This is a genomic window from Micromonospora sp. ATLC20 (assembly GCF_057196585.1).
The window spans coordinates 1-15528 of sequence record NZ_JBXUOV010000035.1 but is presented as its reverse complement, the minus strand read 5'-3'; the positions used below and the strand labels follow the sequence as shown (position 1 = coordinate 15528).

Genomic DNA, 15528 nt, shown 5'->3' with positions numbered 1-15528 from the left:
ACTCCCACGACGACGTAGGGTGTCCAGGTGCGCCTGGCCACCTTCAACCTGCTGCACGGCCGATCCCTCACCGACGGGCTCGTCGACCCCGACCGGCTCACCGCAGCCGTCACCGACCTCGACGCCGACGTCCTCGCCCTCCAGGAAGTCGACCGCGACCAGACCCGCAGCGGCAAACTCGACCTCACCGCCGTCGCCGCCCGCGCCCTGCACGCCGACCACCACCGCTTCGCCGCCGCCGTCGTCGGCACCCCCGGAGAACAGTTCCGCCCCCTCACCCACGACGACGACGGCCACGGCGAACCCCTCTACGGCATCGGCCTGATCAGCCGCCACCCCGTCCGCTCCTGGCAGGTCACCCGCCTGCGCGCCGCACCCGTGCGCTCACCCATCTACGCACCCGGCCCCGGCGGCGGACTCGTCCTGCTCCGCGACGAACCCCGCGTCGTGCTCGCCGCCGTCCTCGACACCCCCCACGGCCCCCTCACCGTCGCCGCCACCCACCTGTCCTTCGTCCCCGGCTGGAACGTCTGGCAACTACGCCGCGTCGTCCGCGTCCTGCGCACCCTGCCCGCACCCCGGGTCCTGCTCGGCGACCTCAACCTGCCCGCCGGACCCGCCGCCGCACTCACCCGCTGGCGGCCCCTCGCGAGGCGCCCCACCTACCCGGCCGGGCAACCCCGCGTCCAACTCGACCACATCCTCGCCGACCGCCACGGCCTCGACCGGCTCCCGCCCGTCACCGCCGTCCACACACCGCTGGCCACCATCTCCGACCACCGGCCCCTCGTCGTCGACCTCGGCTGACGCTCAACCCAGCCCACTCTGCCGCCGCGCCGCGTCCACCGCGTTACGGAACAACATCGCCACCGTCGTCGGACCCACCCCGCCCACACGCGGCGTGATCGCACCCGCCACCTCGGCACACGACTCGTCCACGTCCGGCAGCAACCGCCGTCCCTCGTACCGCACCCCACCACCGACCACCACCGCGCCCGGCCGCACATGCTCCGGCTGCACGATCCCCGGCACCCCCGCCGCCGCGATCAGGATCTCCGCCCGCCGCGTGTACCGCGGCCAGTCCGCCACACCCGTGTGCACCACAGTCACCGCCGCGTTCGCCGTCGGCCGCTTCTGCGCCAGCAACATCGCAAGCGGCCGCCCCAACGTCGCACCCCGGCCCAGGATCACCACCTCCCGGCCCGCCACCGGCACACCGTGGAACGCCAGCAACGCCTCGATCCCCGCCGGCGTACACGGCAACGGACCCGGCAACCCCAACGCCAGCCGGCCCATGTTCACCGGATGCATCCCGTCCACGTCCTTGTCCGGATCCAGCTCCGCCAACGCCCGGTCGTAGTCCAGGTGACCCGGAATCGGATACTGCACCAGCACCCCGTGCACCGTGGCGTCCGCGTTGAAATCCGCCAGCACCGCGTGCAGATCCACCTGCGACGCCGACGCCGGCAGATGCACGTGCGGCGACACGAAACCCAGGTCGGCCGCCTGGCGTTGCTTGATCCGGATATAACCCGCGCTCGCGTCGTCGTCACCCACCAGCACCGTCGCCAGCGCCGGCGTCACCCCCGCCGCACGCAGCTCCGCCACCGACGCGGCGACCTCCGACAACACCCGCTCCGCCACCGGGGCACCCGGCAGCAACCGCGCAGAAGACATACGACACCTCGCCCGCGGAGGCCCAGGCGGTCGACCCCCACGACGAGCTCCCCGATGGTTCACCCATCCCCGTGCCGCCAGTCGCGTTCCCCCTCAGCCTGCCACAGCCTCCGCCGCCACCGCATCCACCACCGCCTGCCACCCCGGCAACGCCGCCAGCAGACCGTCCGCCCGCCGCCGCCGATCCGCCGCCGACGCCACCCCCAGATCCGCCAGCACCGCCCCGAACGCCCGCTCCCGCTCCGGCGCCACCGCACCCAGAACCACATGACACCGCGCGTACGTCACCAGCACCCAGAACATCGCCTCCCGATGCCGCCCCGCCTCGATCAGCTCAGCCGCACCGTCGAACACCACCGGACGCCCCGCCGCACCCAGATCCGCCCCGAACGCGAACCCCTCCCGCGGCAACCGCGACGCCTCGTCGAACACCACCGCCAACCCGGCCAGATGCTCCCGCACCCGCGCCGCGTCCACACCCACACCGCCGCCGTCGAGCGTGTCCAGCAGGCCCGCGTACCGATCCGCGAACCCGAACCGCGACAACACCCGCTCCGCCCGCACATACCGCCGCCGCACCGTCGGATCCGCCAGCCCCGCCACCGCCGGCCACACCGCCAGCAACGACGTCGGAAACACCCACGCCAGCACCTGCTCCGCGGTCGACGGTGCGGCGTCGACCGCCCGCAAACCGGCCTCGATGCGCCGCCGCACCCCGGCGCACCGCGCCCGCACCCACACCGGATCCGCGAACCCCGCCGCCACCCGCTCCCGTACCGCCGCCAGCCGCCCCGACGGATCCGCGATCACCCCATCGGTACGGAACATCGGCGCGAACACCCACGACCCCAGCACATCCTCCGGGCCGCCCAACTCCGCCCACGTGACAGTGCTGACCTCAAGCAACACCCCCCGGTGCAGAAACTTGCCCACCTTCACACCGGGCTCCCGGCGCACCAGCAACACGTCCACGTCCGACCACACCGGCAGCACCGCGTCGTCCGGCAACCCCACAGTCGACCCGCTGAACAACGCCCCCTCGATCGACGGATCCGCACGCATCCGCTCCCGCACCCACCCGACCGCCACCGCACGCGCCGCACCCATTCGCATCCGCCCGATCCTGCCAGCCCGGCAGCGCACCGACAGACCCATTCTGGATACGTACGGTTGTCGTTTGGGCACAGAACGTGGAACATCGACGTTAGCGACTGTCGTCGAAATCGTGTGGGGCGATGCGAATGACGGGCTACCACCCGATCCTCAAAGGACGCCAAGCCGAACTCCAGGCCGTCAGCCACGTCCCCGACGAACTCGCACCACACATCCTCCCGATCTTCGACCTGCCACCCTCCAAGCGCGGTCCGATCACCGACGCATGCACCTTCAGTCGACGCGCACAGGACAGCATCCCGCGTGACATGGCCATCGCCGTCGACGTGCGCCACCTCCCCGAGCCCACCACCGGCACCCGCCGGCCACTCCGCGACATCGCCGACGACCTGCACCCGTGGGGGATCCCCGCGCTGCCCGTCGCCCACCTGAACGACACCCCCGCACAACTGGCCGACGTCCGTTACGCCGCCGCGCCCTACGGTGGCGTTCTCCGGCTCGCCGCCCACCACACCGAACCGGACGACGCCGAAACCGACGCACGACTGCGCCACGTCCTATCCGCCACCGAACTGCGACCTGAGAACTGCACCCTCGTCATCGACGTCGCCGAGGTGGCATCCGACCGGCACCTCACGACAGCCGAGCCCCTCGTTCGCAAACACCTCGTGTGGGCCGGACGCCACCCCTGGAAGGCGGTCGTCGTCGCCGCCGGAGCGATGCCCGCCACGATCTCCCACGTACCAGCCGGCACCGCCATCCCGCTCCGCAGGCGGGACTTCGACCTCTGGCAGCGGCTCAAGGACCATGACATCCAGTTCGCCGACTACGGCGTCACTCACCCCGGCACCGGCTCGGGACGCCGAGGGCCAGCACCCAACATCCGCTATACCCACCAGGACGCCTGGTGGACCTACCGTGCGCACAGCGACGGCATGGACAGCGGCAACACCGGCATCTACGACATCTGCCGGGCCCTCGTATCCGCCGACCACTGGCCGCCCACCGGGCGTCACTTCTCCTGGGGCGACGAACAGATCGCCCTGCGCGCCGCCCGCCACGCCGGCCCCGGCACCGCCACCCAATGGATTGCCTGGGCAACGTCACACCACCTGTCGTACGTCGCCGACCAGCTCGGCCTGACAGCTATCGCTTGACCAACCCCGACAACGCCCGATTGGTGCGGTTCGCCGCCACCGCCGCCCGCTGCTGACCCGCCGTCACCTCGATGTACGTCTGCGACGACGCCAACGACGCGTGCCCCAGCAACCGCATGATCTCCGCCGCGCTCGCCCCGTCCTCCGCCAGCCGCGTCGCGAACGTGTGCCGCAACGCATGCAACCGGGCACCCCGGGGCACCCGGTCACCGATGCCCGCCCGCCGGTAACACGACTCCACCAGGTACTGCAGCCCACCCCGCCGCAACGCCTCACCCTGACGATCCACCAGGAACGGCGAATCCGGCCGCACACTGCGCGACCCGAACCGGAGCCGCCGGCTGTCCAGGTAACCCGCAAGCACCCGGTCCACGCCGTCGTCGATCGGCACCGTACGTGGCCGTCCGCCCTTACCCGTCACGTCCACCCGCCGCTCACCGTCGCGCCCGGCCACCGACGACACCCGCAGCGCCAGCAGCTCCGACAGCCGCAACCCCGCGCACAACGCCAGCGCCAGCACCGCCAGGTCGCGCTCCGGCCACGGGTCACGCTGCCGGCCCTCCGCCCGGGCCACCGCCGCCAGCAGTTCCTCCGGGGTGTCCTCGCCCCGCAGTGGCTTGGGCCGGGGGAGCGGAGTGCGGGGCCGCCCCACCGCCGGCATCGGATTGCCCGGTACGACACCCTCGGCGACTAGGAACGTGAAGAAGCTGTTCCACGTCGACCAGGCACGATGGACCGACGCGGCGGCCCGGGGAGCGGCGAACCGCGCGAACGCCGCGCGCATCACCTTGGGGGAGAGGGCGCTGACGGACAGGTGCAGGGGAGAGGCGTCACCATCGGCGGCGACGAGCTCGGCCACCGTGGTCAGATCCCGCCGGTACGCGGCCAGGGTGTGGGGGGAGGGCTTACGGGTGGCCCGGGCGGTCAGGAACTCCTCGATCAGAGTGCCTACCGTTTCGTCCGGTTTGTCATGCATAAGAGATATTATGCATGATTCTCGCGTTCCCGCCAGGAGTCCATATCAGGGGAGCGGGGGGCGACCAACGCCATGATCAACTCCCTCTCGCCGAGATGGCGGTAACCCCAGTGCTCCGATGCAGCCACATCGGCGAACTGGCGGCCGCGCCAGCGATCATGAGGTTGACCGGAAGTGCTGTCTGATGTGTCGCCGCTAGCTTCATGATCGGCGGACGGCGGGTGGAGTGAGGTGGGATTCGGCGGGGGACGCTCGGGTCGGCCGGTGGATGGGCCGGCCCGATGATCGGTGCCTGGACGCAACGGCGGCGACATCGTGTCTGGAGGCGTGAGCCAGCTCGCGGCGAGCTCGCTGCCGCTGCCAACGCGCGCCAGGTTGAGCACGCGGCCCGGCGGCACGACAGGGGGTGACTGCGTGCACTCCGGCGCCCCCGAAGGCCCGCAAAGGCGGTCACCTGCCTCGCGCGGGCGCTCGGGGAGCTCCCGCCTCAGCTTCACTTGACATAATGTGCATTATCGAATCGCTGTCGAGTAGCTGTTGATCAGCAAAGTTGGTGCCGAGCGTTACTGCTGCAGTCATGGAGCTGTCCCACGCAAGGTCGGGCTCGCGCTCTTCCTGCACACTCAGCGGGTCAACTGTTCCTGACCTCTCGACGAACTGCCTAGCTCGGCCTCCGGCACGATCCTTCCGCGATCTGGATCCGGACGAGCCCGGTGCCATAGTTGTGCGCCGACCGGCCAGTAGGCTGCTTCTCTCTCCCCCCGGCCGGCATATCCATGAGCACGCGGGCGGTTCAGTGCCCTCGGGGCTGCCTAGGCCGTCGCGGATTCACGTCGACCTGTTCAGGCTCCTGCTCCAGCTTGATGTCCTTCAGGCCAGAGTTGAGTGCGCGCATCGCCATCCCGGTGTCGTAGGTGACCAGGTGGACGGGCCTGCCAGCGAGCGTCTGCAGGGCGACGGCTCGGTCGACGATTTCATCGTCGGCCTGCGGCTGACGAACATGCCCAGGCGAGTCGAAGAGGACGTCTAGCTTGAGCATGCCTCGGGCGGTCTCGTCGTGGGACAAGTTGGCGGGCCGGATCAGGCCCCCCGTGCGGTATATGCGGTCGATGTAGGCGACGGCGTACCGAGCCCGGGCGCGGCCCTTCCCGTCTCCGGTCCGTTTGAGGCGGTCGAGCTCGTCCACCACGACCATCGGGACGACAACGCGGAGCGGCTCGAAGGCTCGGTAGATCAACCCGTGGACGTCGAGGTATTCGATCTCCTGCGGGTGGTGCATGAACACATTGGTGTCGAGGACTACTAGGAGATCCTCCCCTGCGAACCGCTGCGTCTGCTGCTGAAGATCGTCGATTGCAGCCTGTAAGTCGTCCGCCCGCTCTGAGAGTTGCTGGTTGATCAGAGCGTTAACCAACCGCGTCGCCGCTCACATGCGTCGTGAGCGACGAAAGCGAGGACATCACCACGTCGTAGCTTTTGGTGGGTACGAGTCGTTCCAGATCACCGGTCCGCACCTGCCCCCGCAGTCGACGGCGGCCTTCCTGCATCCAGGTTAGGTAGGCGGTCGCGCGCTCGCTGGCAGTGAACTGGCCGCTGCCCTGCTGGTTGGCAACTGCGAAACGGAGGTCGGTCAGCGCGGAATGCAAGGCTTTAGGGCTTGAACCTGGGAGCGGGTTGATGAGCACTTCGCGATCCTTCACCGGATGACGGGGCCCGCGCTACCCCGTGTTGTCCCTGTGAGGCCTTCATTGTCGCGGACCATCACCGCCCGACGGTCCCGCAGTCAGTGGCGCATTCGCTGCTGCTTGTCGTACTGCCCCAGCCGGTTCAGAACCGCCGCAGCTCGGCTGTTGGCCCCGCGTCTGCCACCGCAGGCGATCATGTCGCATCACCATACTCGCCAAATACCGCGTCGGCTCCCCTGATCTTTCGATCCTCCTGCCCGGTACGGTCAACGCCTGGAGGTGCAACATGCCCGAAGAGTTGCTGTTCACGGTCGACGGCATAACCGCGGTACCCGCGCAGCCCATTACCCTGGCCGAGGCCGGCCTCTTGGAACGCAAGCACCTTCAGCAGTGGGTGATCGACCACCCACAGTTGATCGGTGACGGCATCAAGGTTGTCACCTTCGAGTACGGCCGTTGGGCTTCCACCACCGGCAGCACAGCGAGCCGATTGGACGTACTTGGTCTCGACCGGACCGGCCGACTGGTGGTGATTGAACTCAAGCGCGACCGAGCTCCGGACACCATCACCATGCAGGCCATTAACTATGCCGCCATGGCCAGCCGGTTCACCCTCGATCTGCTTGCCGAGGTACACGCCGCTCACCTCGGCGCCGCTGTCACGAGCCAGCAGGCCCTCGCCGATCTGATGGAGTGGTCGGAGGGCCTGTCGGACGAAACGCTCGGGCTGCCTCGGATCGTCCTGATGGCGTCGGACTTCGGCCCTGCTGTTACCAACACGGCACTGTACCTGTATGAGGCGGGTATCGACATTCGGCTGGTGCGTTATCAGCTCTACCGGACTGTCAGTGGTGAGAAGGTGCTATCAGTCGCGCAACTGCTCCCCGTCCCTGATGCCGAGGAGTTCATGGTCCGACCCCGTTCCAGTAGCGGCACTCAGGCCGCCTCCCGCGCATCCGGGGAGCGTAAAGCCGCCGCCGTGCAGCGGCTCATCGCGCACCAAGCGATCGCGGACGGAACCCCGCTGATGATCAGCGTCCCCGACCTGGTCGATCAGGACCGAGAGGCGATCCGCGGATGGCTTGGCGAGGATCCGGATCGGGCCCGGGTGCGGTGGCATAACGACGTCAACGGACCGGTCGAGTGGGCCGTCGATGGAAAGCGCTATCGGCTGATTGAGCTCATTCGCTTCATCATCCACGCGGCCACCGGACAGCCGCCACGAGCACAGCTCTGGGCCCAGAACTGGTACCGCAGCGAGGAAGATCAGACTCTTCACCAACTAGCCGAACCTCTGCCTTAGCACGACGCTGACAACGCTCGACGTCGCGATCACTTGACGCCTCGCCGCCCTACCGACTCTCTCTGTCAGCTAGCGACGTAGTCGGCCAGGTGTTCGCCGGTGAGCGTCGACCGGGCCGCCACGAGGTCCGCCGGGGTGCCCTCGTACACGATCCGGCCGCCGTCGTGACCGGCGCCCGGGCCGAGGTCGATGATCCAGTCGGCGTGCGCCATGACGGCCTGGTGGTGCTCGATCACGATGACCGACTTCCCGGCGTCGACGAGCCGGTCGAGCAGGCCGAGCAGTTGGGCGACGTCGGCCAGGTGCAGGCCGGTGGTGGGTTCGTCCAGGACGTACACGCCGCCCTTGTCCCCCATCCGGGTGGCGAGCTTGAGGCGTTGCCGTTCGCCGCCGGACAGCGTGGTCAGGGGTTGACCGAGCGTGAGGTAGCCGAGGCCGACGTCGGCGAGCCGGTCGAGGATGGTGTGGGCGGCCGGGGTGCGGGCGTCGCCGGCGTTGAAGAACGTCTCGGCTTCATCGACGGACATGGCGAGGACCTCGCTGATGTCGCGTCCGCCGAGGTGGTAGTCGAGGACTGCGGGCTGGAAGCGCTTGCCTTCGCAGTCCTCGCAGGTGCTGGCGACGCCGGCCATCATGCCGAGGTCGGTGTAGATGACGCCGGCGCCGTTGCAGGTCGGGCAGGCGCCTTCGGAGTTGGCGCTGAACAGGGCGGGTTTGACGCCGTTGGCCTTGGCGAAGGCTTTGCGGATGGGGTCGAGCAGGCCGGTGTAGGTGGCGGGGTTGCTGCGGCGGGAGCCGCGGATGGCGGTCTGGTCGATGCTGACGACGTCCTCGCGTTTGGCCAGTGAGCCGTGGATGAGGCTGCTCTTGCCGGAGCCGGCGACGCCGGTGACGACGACCAGGACGCCGAGGGGGATGTCGACGTCGACGTCGCGCAGGTTGTGGGTGCGGGCGCCGCGGATCGGCAGTGCGCCGGTGGGCGTACGCAGCTTGTCCTTGAGGGTGGCGCGGTCGTCGAGGTGTCGGACGGTGGTGGTGCCGCTTTCGCGCAGGCCGGCGACTGTGCCTTCGTAGCAGATGGTGCCGCCGGCGGTGCCGGCGCCGGGGCCGAGGTCGACGACGTGGTCGGCGATGGCGATGGTTTCGGGTTTGTGTTCGACGACGAGGACGGTGTTGCCCTTGTCGCGGAGTTGGAGCAGGAGGTTGTTCATTCGGGCGATGTCGTGCGGGTGCAGGCCGATGGTGGGTTCGTCGAAGACGTAGGTGACGTCGGTGAGGGACGAGCCGAGGTGGCGGATCATCTTGGTGCGCTGGGCCTCGCCGCCGGAGAGGGTGACGGCGGGGCGGTCGAGGCTGAGGTAGCCGAGGCCGATCTCGACGAATGAGTCGAGGGTGTCCCCCAGTGCTTTGAGTAGCGGGCCGACGGAGGGTTCGTGCAGGTCGCGTACCCAGGTGGCGAGGTCGCTGATCTGCATGGCGCAGGCGTCGGCGATGTTGATGCCGTTGATCTTCGAGGAGCGGGCTTCGGGGGCCAGGCGGGTGCCGTCGCAGTCGGGGCAGGTGGTGAACGTGATGGCGCGTTCGACGAAGGCGCGGATGTGCGGCTGCATGGCGTCGACGTCCTTGGCGAGCATCGACTTGCTGATGGCGGGGATGAGACCGGTGTAGGTGACGTTGATGCCGTCGACCTTGATCTTTGTGGGTTCCTTGTGGAGCAGGTCGCTCAGCTCGCGTCTGGTGTAGTCGCGGATGGGCTTGTCGGGGTCGAACAGGCCGCTGGAGCGGAAGATGCGGCCGTACCAGCCGTCCATGCTGTAGCCGGGGATGGTGATGGCGCCCTCGTTGAGGGAGAGCTTCTCGTCGTAGAGGACGGTGAGGTCGAAGTCGGTGACGGCGCCGCGGCCCTCGCAGCGGGGGCACATGCCGCCGAGGCGGTTGAAGGTGCCCTTCTTGGTCTGGGTCTTGCCGGGGCCGCGGTCGACGGTGATGGCGCCGGCGGCGCGGACGGAGGGGACGTTGAAGGAGTAGGCGTTGGGTGGGCCGATGTGGGGATCGCCGAGGCGGCTGAACAGGATGCGGAGCATGGCGTTGACGTCGGTGGCGGTGCCGACGGTGGAGCGGGGGTCGGCGCCCATGCGTTCCTGGTCGACGATGATGGCGGTGGTGAGGCCTTCGAGGATGTCGACTTCGGGGCGGGACAGGGTGGGCATGAAGCCCTGGACGAAGGCGCTGTAGGTCTCGTTGATGAGGCGCTGGGACTCGGCGGCGATGGTGCCGAAGACCAGTGAGCTCTTGCCGGAGCCGGAGACGCCGGTGAAGACGGTGAGGCGGCGTTTGGGTATCTCGACGTCGACGTTGCGCAGGTTGTTCTCGCGGGCGCCGTGGACGCGGATGATGTCGTGGCTGTCGGCGTGGTGCAGGCCGGTCGTGGCCTTGCTCATGGTGCTCTCCGTCCGGTGGTGCGGGTGTCAGTCGAGCCAGCGGCCGTCGCGCATCAGGGTGCGGCCGGGTAGTTCGTCGGCTTCGCGCCAGGCCTGGATGCGGTGTGGGGTGATGCGGTACCAGCGGTAGGGCGTGGTCAGGGTACGGGGGTCGAAGCCGGTTCGGGTGGCGAAGCGGTCGCCTCGGTCGGTGGGCAGGGCGTCGATGGTGAGGGTTTCGACGCGGCCGTCGATCATGGTGACGTCGCGGGTGGGGCCGAGGCCGACGCGGGCGTGGCCGCCGGCGAGATTGCGGCCGGTGGGGCTGTCGGCCGGGGTGGCGACGAGCAGGGTGTGGCCGTCCCAGTCGAAGGACAGGGGCACGAGGTACGGGGTGCCGTCGGGGCCGGCGGTGGCGACCCAGCAGTCGACGTCGTGGTCGAGGCGGTGGGTGGTGTCCTTGCGGCGCTGGGCGCGGGTGCGGGGTGCGTCGGTCACGGGTCAGCGCCGCTCGTTGATGCGGATGAGGTTGCCGGTGGGGTCGCGGAAGGCGCAGTCGCGGACGCCGTAGGGCTGTTCGGTGGGTTCCTGGACGACGTCGGCGCCGCCTGCTTGGAGGCGGTCGAACAGGCCGTCGAGGTCGTCGGTGGCGAGGGTGAGCGCGCCGTAGCTGCCCTTGGCGATGAGTTCGAGGATGGTGCGGCGTTCGTCGTCGCTGATGCCGGGGTCGACGGCCGGTGGGTGCAGGACGATGCCGGTCTCCGGCTGGTCGGGTGGGCCGACGGTGAGCCAGCGCATGGTGTCGCCCTGGCCGACGTCGTTGCGGAGTTCGAAGCCGAGGGTGTCGCGGTAGAAGGCGATGGCGGCGTCGGCGTCGGTGTGGGGCAGGAACGCGTAGTGAATGGTGATCGTCATGGTGGTCACGCTAGTGGTGGTCGGCCGGTGCGGGCTTCTCGATTCCTGATCGGTCGGGTGGCTTGTTTGGTGAGGCAGGGTGGTGGTTCGGCGGTGTCGGGGGCGTGGCGGGCGCGGTAGGCGCTGGGTGGTTCGCCGACGAGTTCGGTGAAGCGGGTGCTGAAGGTGCCCAGGGACTGGCAGCCGACGGCGAAGCAGACGTCGGTGACGCTGAGGTCGCCGCGGCGCAGCAGGGCCATGGCGCGTTCGATGCGGCGGGTCATGAGGTATGCGTACGGCGATTCGCCGTACGTCTGGCGGAACTGGCGGCTGAGGTGGCCGGCGGACATGTGTTCGCCGCGGGCGAGGGCTTCGACGTCGAGGGGGTTGGCGTATTCGCGGTCGATGCGGTCGCGGACGCGGCGTAGCCGGGTGAGGTCGCGCAGGCGCTGGGCGAACGCGGGGTCGTCGGTTGCCGGGTGCGGTGGCACGTCCGCATCCTGCCTGGTGGGCGGTGGGGTCGTCCACCTGTTCGAGCGGCGAGTCGCCGCCCGGGTGCACCCGGGCGGCAGGTGCACCCGCGCTGTCGGTCAGCGCAGCCGGCGGGCGGTGAAGCGGGTGGGTGGGTCGGCGATGGCGTCCTGGGTGGCGACGATCTGCAGTTCGCGGGTGCCGGCTTCGAGGGTGGCCTCGAGTACGGCGTAGATCGAGTTGGTGGTGCGTTCCAGGGCGGTCTGTGGTGAGCCGGTGGTGGCGAGGTGGGCGAGGTAGAGGGCGGCGGTGACGTCGCCGCCGCCGTTGGGTGCGATCGGCAGCAGCGGGGTGGTGACGGCCCAGGCGCCGTCGTCGGAGACGGCGACGACTTCCAGGTGGCCGGCGGGCAGGTCGCCGTGCAGGACGCTGGTGACCAGGACGTGCCGGGGGCCGGTGGCGCGGACGGCGTCGACGGCGGCGAGCAGGTCGTCGACGGTGTCGGTGGTGCGGCCGGCGAGGAACTCCAGCTCGAACTGGTTGGGGGTGACGATGTCGGCGCGGGGGACGACGGTGTCGCGGAGGTATTCGGGGATGCCGGGGCGGACGAACATGCCGCGGCCGACGTCGCCCATGACCGGGTCGCAGCAGTAGAGGGCGGCCGGGTTGGCGGCCTTGACCTGGGCGACGGCGTCGAGGATGACGGCGCCGACGGCGGGGTCGCCCTGGTAGCCGGAGAGGACGGCGTCGGCGGTGCCCAGTACGCCGCGGTCGGCGATGCCGGCGATGACGTCGGCGACGTCGGTGGGGGCGAGCAGGGGGCCGCGCCAGGCGCCGTAGCCGGTGTGGTTGGAGAAGTGCACGGTCAGGACCGGCCAGACCTCGTGTCGGAGGCGTTGCAGTGGGAACACGGCGGCGGAGTTGCCGACGTGGCCGTAGGCGACCGACGACTGGATGGACAGGATCTTCACCTGGTCATCGTCGCATCCCCTGCCGGGGATGACTGCTGGTGGTGGGGTGATGACGGGCCGGGACGGCGGTGACCGTTCGGCTCAGGGTTTCGACCGCCGGGCGCGGGGCGGGTTTGGGCGCAGCGTGCGGTGGGGGCATGAACTCCGGTGTTCTCGCCTTCTGGACGGAGGAAGCGTTGATGCTTTCCGCACTCGATCGTCGGCACACCGTCGCGCCGCCGGGGTACAGCCGTTGGCTGATTCCTCCGGCGGCGCTGGCGATCCATCTGTGCATCGGGCAGGTGTACGCGACGAGCGTGTACAAGAACTCCCTGATCGCGCATTTCGACACGAGTCAGACGGCGATCGGGGTGATCTTCAGCATCGCGATCGTGATGCTGGGGTTGTCTGCCGCGGTGGCCGGTACGTGGGTGGAGGCGAACGGGCCGCGGAAGGCGATGTTCGTCTCGGCGTGTTTCTGGGCGGCGGGGTTTTTGGTCGGGGCGCTGGGCATCGCGACCGGGCAGCTGTGGCTGCTGTATCTGGGGTACGGGGTGCTGGGCGGGATCGGTCTGGGGATCGGGTACATCTCCCCCGTCTCCACGTTGATCAAGTGGTTCCCGGACCGGCCGGGTCTGGCGACCGGGCTGGCGATCATGGGGTTCGGCGGTGGGGCGATGGTGGCCTCTCCCCTGTCCCGGCAGCTGCTGTCGTTCTTCGACTCGGGTTACGACCCGTCGAACAGCGGTTCCACGGCGTCGGGTTCGGCACTGGTGTGGCTGTTCGTCACGCTCGGCGTCGGCTACTTCGTGATCATGATGTTCGGGGTGTTCAACGTGCGGGTCCCGGCGGCGGGCTGGCGGCCGGCCGGTTTCGACCCGGCGAAGGTGGCGGAGAAGCCGCTGGTGACGACCGCCAACGTGTCGGCGGCCAACGCGGTGAGGACGCGGTCGTTCTGGCTGCTGTGGGTGGTGCTGTTCTGCAACGTGACGGCGGGTATCGGCATTCTGGAGCAGGCCAGCCCGATGATCCAGGACTTCTTCCGCGACAACGGGACCTCGGCGGTGTCGGTGGCGGCGGCCGGCGGGTTCGTGGGAGTGCTGTCGCTGTTCAACATGGCGGGCCGGTTCGTGTGGTCGTCCACGTCGGATGTGATCGGCCGCAAGCCGATCTACGTGGTGTACCTGGGTGTGGGCATGGTGCTGTACCTGCTGCTGGCGCTGGTGGGGCAGACCTCGACGGCGTTGTTCGTGCTGCTGGCAGCCGTGATCCTGTCGTTCTACGGTGGCGGGTTCGCGACCATTCCGGCGTACCTGCGGGACATGTTCGGCACGTTCGAGGTGGGCGCGATCCACGGCCGGCTGCTGACCGCGTGGTCGGCGGCGGGCGTGGCCGGGCCGCTGATCGTCAACGCGTTCCTCGACGCGCAGGGCGAGCCGGGCACGTTGACCGCGGCGGCGTACCGGCCGGCGTTGTTCACGATGGTCGGCGTGCTGGCGGTGGGTCTGGTGGCGAACCTGCTGGTGCGGCCGGTGCCGCAGCGCTACCACGAGCCCGCGTCGGGGCGGGACGAGACGGTGCAGGGGACCACGGAGAGGAGCGGATCGTGAACGAGCGCGGCGGAGGCGGGCAGCAGGTCCGCCTGGTGGTGTCGTGGCTGGTGGTGTCGGTGCTGCTGGGCTACGGCGTGGTGCAGACGCTGATCACGGCGGCGAAGCTGTTCACCCAGTAGGAGACGCGACGCGGCGGCCCGGGGGTGGGGATCCCCGGGCCGCCGCCGGGTCAGAGACCGCCGCCGACGCGCAGGACCGCGCCCGTGGTGTACGAGGCGTCCGGGCCGAGCAGGTACGCGATCGCGCCGGCGACCTCTTCGGGTTCGCCTGCGCGGCCCATCGGGATCCGGCTCGCGGCGGTGTCGGGGCGGTCTGGCGCGCCGGAGCGGGCGTGGATGGTGGTGCGGATGATGCCGGGGGCGACGGCGTTGACGCGGATGCCGTGCGGCGCGAGTTCCTTGGCGAGCCCGACGGTGAGGGTGTCGGTGGCGGCCTTGACGGCGGCGTAGTGGATGTACTCGCCGGGTGAGCCGAGCGTGGCGGCGACGGAGGAGACGTTGACGATGGCGCCGCCGCGGGTGAGCCGCCGGGCCGCCTGCTGGGCGCAGAGGACGTACCCGATGAGGTTGACGTCGACGACATCGCGCAGGTCCTCGACGCGCAGCTCGGTGAACGGGCCGATCGGGCTGGTGACGCCGGCGTTGTTGACCAGGCCGGTGAGCGGGCCGAGCCGGTCGGCGGCGTCGAAGATGCGGCGTACCTGGTCGGGGTCGCATGTGTCCGCGGCGACGGTGACCGCGCGGCGGCCGGTGGCGCGCACGTCGGCGGCCACGGATTCGGCGGCGGTGTGGTCGGTGCGGTAGCCGATGACCAGGTCGTGGCCGTCGGCGGCGAGCCGGCGGGCGGTGGCCGCGCCGATGCCGCGTCCTCCCCCGGTGACGATGGTGACGGAGGTCAATGCCTTTCTCCCCTGTCGTGCGGTGGGGGCGACGTTACCGTGGGCGGGACCATCCGGGGTGGAGAGGACTGTCACATGGGGGGCGCGTTGGTGCTGGGTGGCGGCGGGGTGACCGGCGTGGCCTGGGAGCTGGGTCTGCTGGCCGGGCTCGCCGGGCACGGCCTGCCGTTGGACGAGGCGGATCTGGTGGTGGGCACGTCGGCCGGGTCGGTGGTCGGGGCGCAGGTGCGTTCGGGTACGCCCCTGGCGGAGTTGTACGAGGCGCAGCTGCGGCCGCCCCGCGAGGAGGTGCCGGCGCGGCTCGGGACGGGCGTGCTGTTGCGCTGGGCGTGGGCCGGTGGGCGGGGCCGGGACGCGGCGCGGGCCCGCGC

General features: G+C 70.0%; 17 protein-coding genes and 1 riboswitch. Of the genes, 6 read left to right on the top strand and 11 right to left on the bottom strand.

The features are described 5' to 3' along the window. Positions 1 to 27: 27 nt before the first annotated feature. The gene (locus tag AC2CHG_RS10705; protein ID WP_194803367.1) at positions 28 to 807 is read left to right on the top strand and encodes an endonuclease/exonuclease/phosphatase family protein; all 780 of its coding nucleotides are present in this window, start codon (positions 28 to 30) and stop codon (positions 805 to 807) included. Between the two features lie 3 nt (positions 808 to 810). Here the strand turns inward: AC2CHG_RS10705 and AC2CHG_RS10700 are convergent, their stop codons facing one another. Beyond that, complete coding sequence (locus AC2CHG_RS10700) at positions 811 to 1677, bottom strand: bifunctional 5,10-methylenetetrahydrofolate dehydrogenase/5,10-methenyltetrahydrofolate cyclohydrolase (RefSeq protein ID WP_262015761.1); 867 nt, start codon at positions 1675 to 1677, stop codon at positions 811 to 813. A 13-nt stretch (positions 1678 to 1690) separates the two neighbouring features. Then, a riboswitch (ZMP/ZTP riboswitch) is annotated at positions 1691 to 1772 on the bottom strand. Then, positions 1771 to 2790, bottom strand: a complete 1020-nt coding sequence (locus AC2CHG_RS10695; RefSeq protein ID WP_262015760.1) for a hypothetical protein — start codon at positions 2788 to 2790, stop codon at positions 1771 to 1773. It overlaps the preceding riboswitch by 2 nt. Positions 2791 to 2918: 128 nt before the next feature. Here AC2CHG_RS10695 and AC2CHG_RS10690 point away from each other — a divergent pair, with 128 nt between their 5' ends. Then, on the top strand, positions 2919 to 3947 hold the full coding sequence (locus AC2CHG_RS10690) for a beta family protein (RefSeq protein WP_262015759.1): 1029 nt from the start codon (positions 2919 to 2921) through the stop codon (positions 3945 to 3947). Here AC2CHG_RS10690 and AC2CHG_RS10685 read toward each other — a convergent pair. The 3 genes from AC2CHG_RS10685 to AC2CHG_RS10675 all read right to left on the bottom strand — a co-directional run bounded on the left by AC2CHG_RS10685 (position 3937) and on the right by AC2CHG_RS10675 (position 6623). Next, entirely contained in the window at positions 3937 to 4923 is a 987-nt protein-coding gene (locus AC2CHG_RS10685) for a tyrosine-type recombinase/integrase (protein ID WP_484524649.1), read from the bottom strand. The two genes, AC2CHG_RS10690 and AC2CHG_RS10685, sit on opposite strands and share 11 nt — an antisense overlap. A gap of 793 nt (positions 4924 to 5716) precedes the next feature. Continuing rightward, positions 5717 to 6337: a PIN domain-containing protein gene (locus tag AC2CHG_RS10680; protein ID WP_463839624.1), complete on the bottom strand. Its 621-nt coding sequence runs from the start codon at positions 6335 to 6337 to the stop codon at positions 5717 to 5719. Next, a complete protein-coding gene (locus AC2CHG_RS10675) occupies positions 6330 to 6623 on the bottom strand; it encodes a hypothetical protein (protein ID WP_366623544.1) in 294 nt (97 codons plus the stop codon). Before AC2CHG_RS10675 ends, AC2CHG_RS10680 begins: the two co-directional genes overlap by 8 nt. 271 nt (positions 6624 to 6894) lie before the next feature. Between AC2CHG_RS10675 and AC2CHG_RS10670 the strand changes: the two genes are divergently transcribed. Next, a complete protein-coding gene (locus AC2CHG_RS10670) occupies positions 6895 to 7911 on the top strand; it encodes an endonuclease NucS domain-containing protein (RefSeq protein WP_366623546.1) in 1017 nt (338 codons plus the stop codon). A gap of 65 nt (positions 7912 to 7976) precedes the next feature. Here the strand turns inward: AC2CHG_RS10670 and AC2CHG_RS10665 are convergent, their stop codons facing one another. The 5 genes from AC2CHG_RS10665 to pdxY form a co-directional block, all read right to left on the bottom strand. Then, positions 7977 to 10352 (bottom strand): ATP-binding cassette domain-containing protein, encoded by a 2376-nt coding sequence (locus tag AC2CHG_RS10665; RefSeq protein ID WP_484524648.1) that lies wholly within the window; start codon positions 10350 to 10352, stop codon positions 7977 to 7979. Between the two features lie 27 nt (positions 10353 to 10379). Then, positions 10380 to 10829 carry a pyridoxamine 5'-phosphate oxidase family protein gene (locus AC2CHG_RS10660; RefSeq protein ID WP_262015755.1) on the bottom strand — a complete coding sequence of 150 codons (450 nt, stop codon included), beginning with the start codon at positions 10827 to 10829 and terminating at the stop codon, positions 10380 to 10382. A gap of 3 nt (positions 10830 to 10832) precedes the next feature. Continuing rightward, on the bottom strand, positions 10833 to 11246 hold the full coding sequence (locus AC2CHG_RS10655; protein ID WP_262015754.1) for a VOC family protein: 414 nt from the start codon (positions 11244 to 11246) through the stop codon (positions 10833 to 10835). Positions 11247 to 11251: 5 nt separating this feature from the next. After that, complete coding sequence (locus AC2CHG_RS10650; RefSeq protein ID WP_463839627.1) at positions 11252 to 11716, bottom strand: helix-turn-helix transcriptional regulator; 465 nt, start codon at positions 11714 to 11716, stop codon at positions 11252 to 11254. A gap of 99 nt (positions 11717 to 11815) precedes the next feature. Further along, complete coding sequence (pdxY, locus tag AC2CHG_RS10645) at positions 11816 to 12667, bottom strand: pyridoxal kinase PdxY (RefSeq protein WP_262015753.1); 852 nt, start codon at positions 12665 to 12667, stop codon at positions 11816 to 11818. Positions 12668 to 12846: 179 nt separating this feature from the next. Between pdxY and AC2CHG_RS10640 the strand changes: the two genes are divergently transcribed. Together AC2CHG_RS10640 and AC2CHG_RS10635 are read left to right on the top strand one after the other, a co-directional pair. Continuing rightward, positions 12847 to 14256 (top strand): OFA family MFS transporter, encoded by a 1410-nt coding sequence (locus AC2CHG_RS10640; RefSeq protein ID WP_262015752.1) that lies wholly within the window; start codon positions 12847 to 12849, stop codon positions 14254 to 14256. Next, on the top strand, positions 14253 to 14378 hold the full coding sequence (locus AC2CHG_RS10635) for an MFS transporter small subunit (protein WP_262015751.1): 126 nt from the start codon (positions 14253 to 14255) through the stop codon (positions 14376 to 14378). The genes AC2CHG_RS10640 and AC2CHG_RS10635 overlap by 4 nt, the downstream gene beginning before the upstream one ends. A 50-nt stretch (positions 14379 to 14428) precedes the next feature. Here the strand turns inward: AC2CHG_RS10635 and AC2CHG_RS10630 are convergent, their stop codons facing one another. Beyond that, positions 14429 to 15157 (bottom strand): SDR family NAD(P)-dependent oxidoreductase, encoded by a 729-nt coding sequence (locus AC2CHG_RS10630; RefSeq protein ID WP_262015750.1) that lies wholly within the window; start codon positions 15155 to 15157, stop codon positions 14429 to 14431. A 75-nt stretch (positions 15158 to 15232) separates the two neighbouring features. On the opposite strand from AC2CHG_RS10630, the gene AC2CHG_RS10625 reads away from it, so the two are divergent. Next, positions 15233 to 15528: patatin-like phospholipase family protein (locus AC2CHG_RS10625; protein WP_484524647.1), on the top strand; the 296-nt coding region annotated here is incomplete at its 3' end.

Coding starts and splice junctions, on each gene's coding strand:
- AC2CHG_RS10640 (WP_262015752.1), top strand. CDS start 12,847: ATGCTTTCCGCACTCGATCGTCGGCACACCGTCGCGCCGCCGGGGTAC.
- AC2CHG_RS10700 (WP_262015761.1), bottom strand. CDS start 1,677: ATGTCTTCTGCGCGGTTGCTGCCGGGTGCCCCGGTGGCGGAGCGGGTG.
- AC2CHG_RS10685 (WP_484524649.1), bottom strand. CDS start 4,923: ATGCATGACAAACCGGACGAAACGGTAGGCACTCTGATCGAGGAGTTC.
- AC2CHG_RS10665 (WP_484524648.1), bottom strand. CDS start 10,352: ATGAGCAAGGCCACGACCGGCCTGCACCACGCCGACAGCCACGACATC.
- AC2CHG_RS10655 (WP_262015754.1), bottom strand. CDS start 11,246: ATGACGATCACCATTCACTACGCGTTCCTGCCCCACACCGACGCCGAC.
- AC2CHG_RS10670 (WP_366623546.1), top strand. CDS start 6,895: ATGCCCGAAGAGTTGCTGTTCACGGTCGACGGCATAACCGCGGTACCC.
- AC2CHG_RS10690 (WP_262015759.1), top strand. CDS start 2,919: ATGACGGGCTACCACCCGATCCTCAAAGGACGCCAAGCCGAACTCCAG.
- AC2CHG_RS10695 (WP_262015760.1), bottom strand. CDS start 2,790: ATGCGAATGGGTGCGGCGCGTGCGGTGGCGGTCGGGTGGGTGCGGGAG.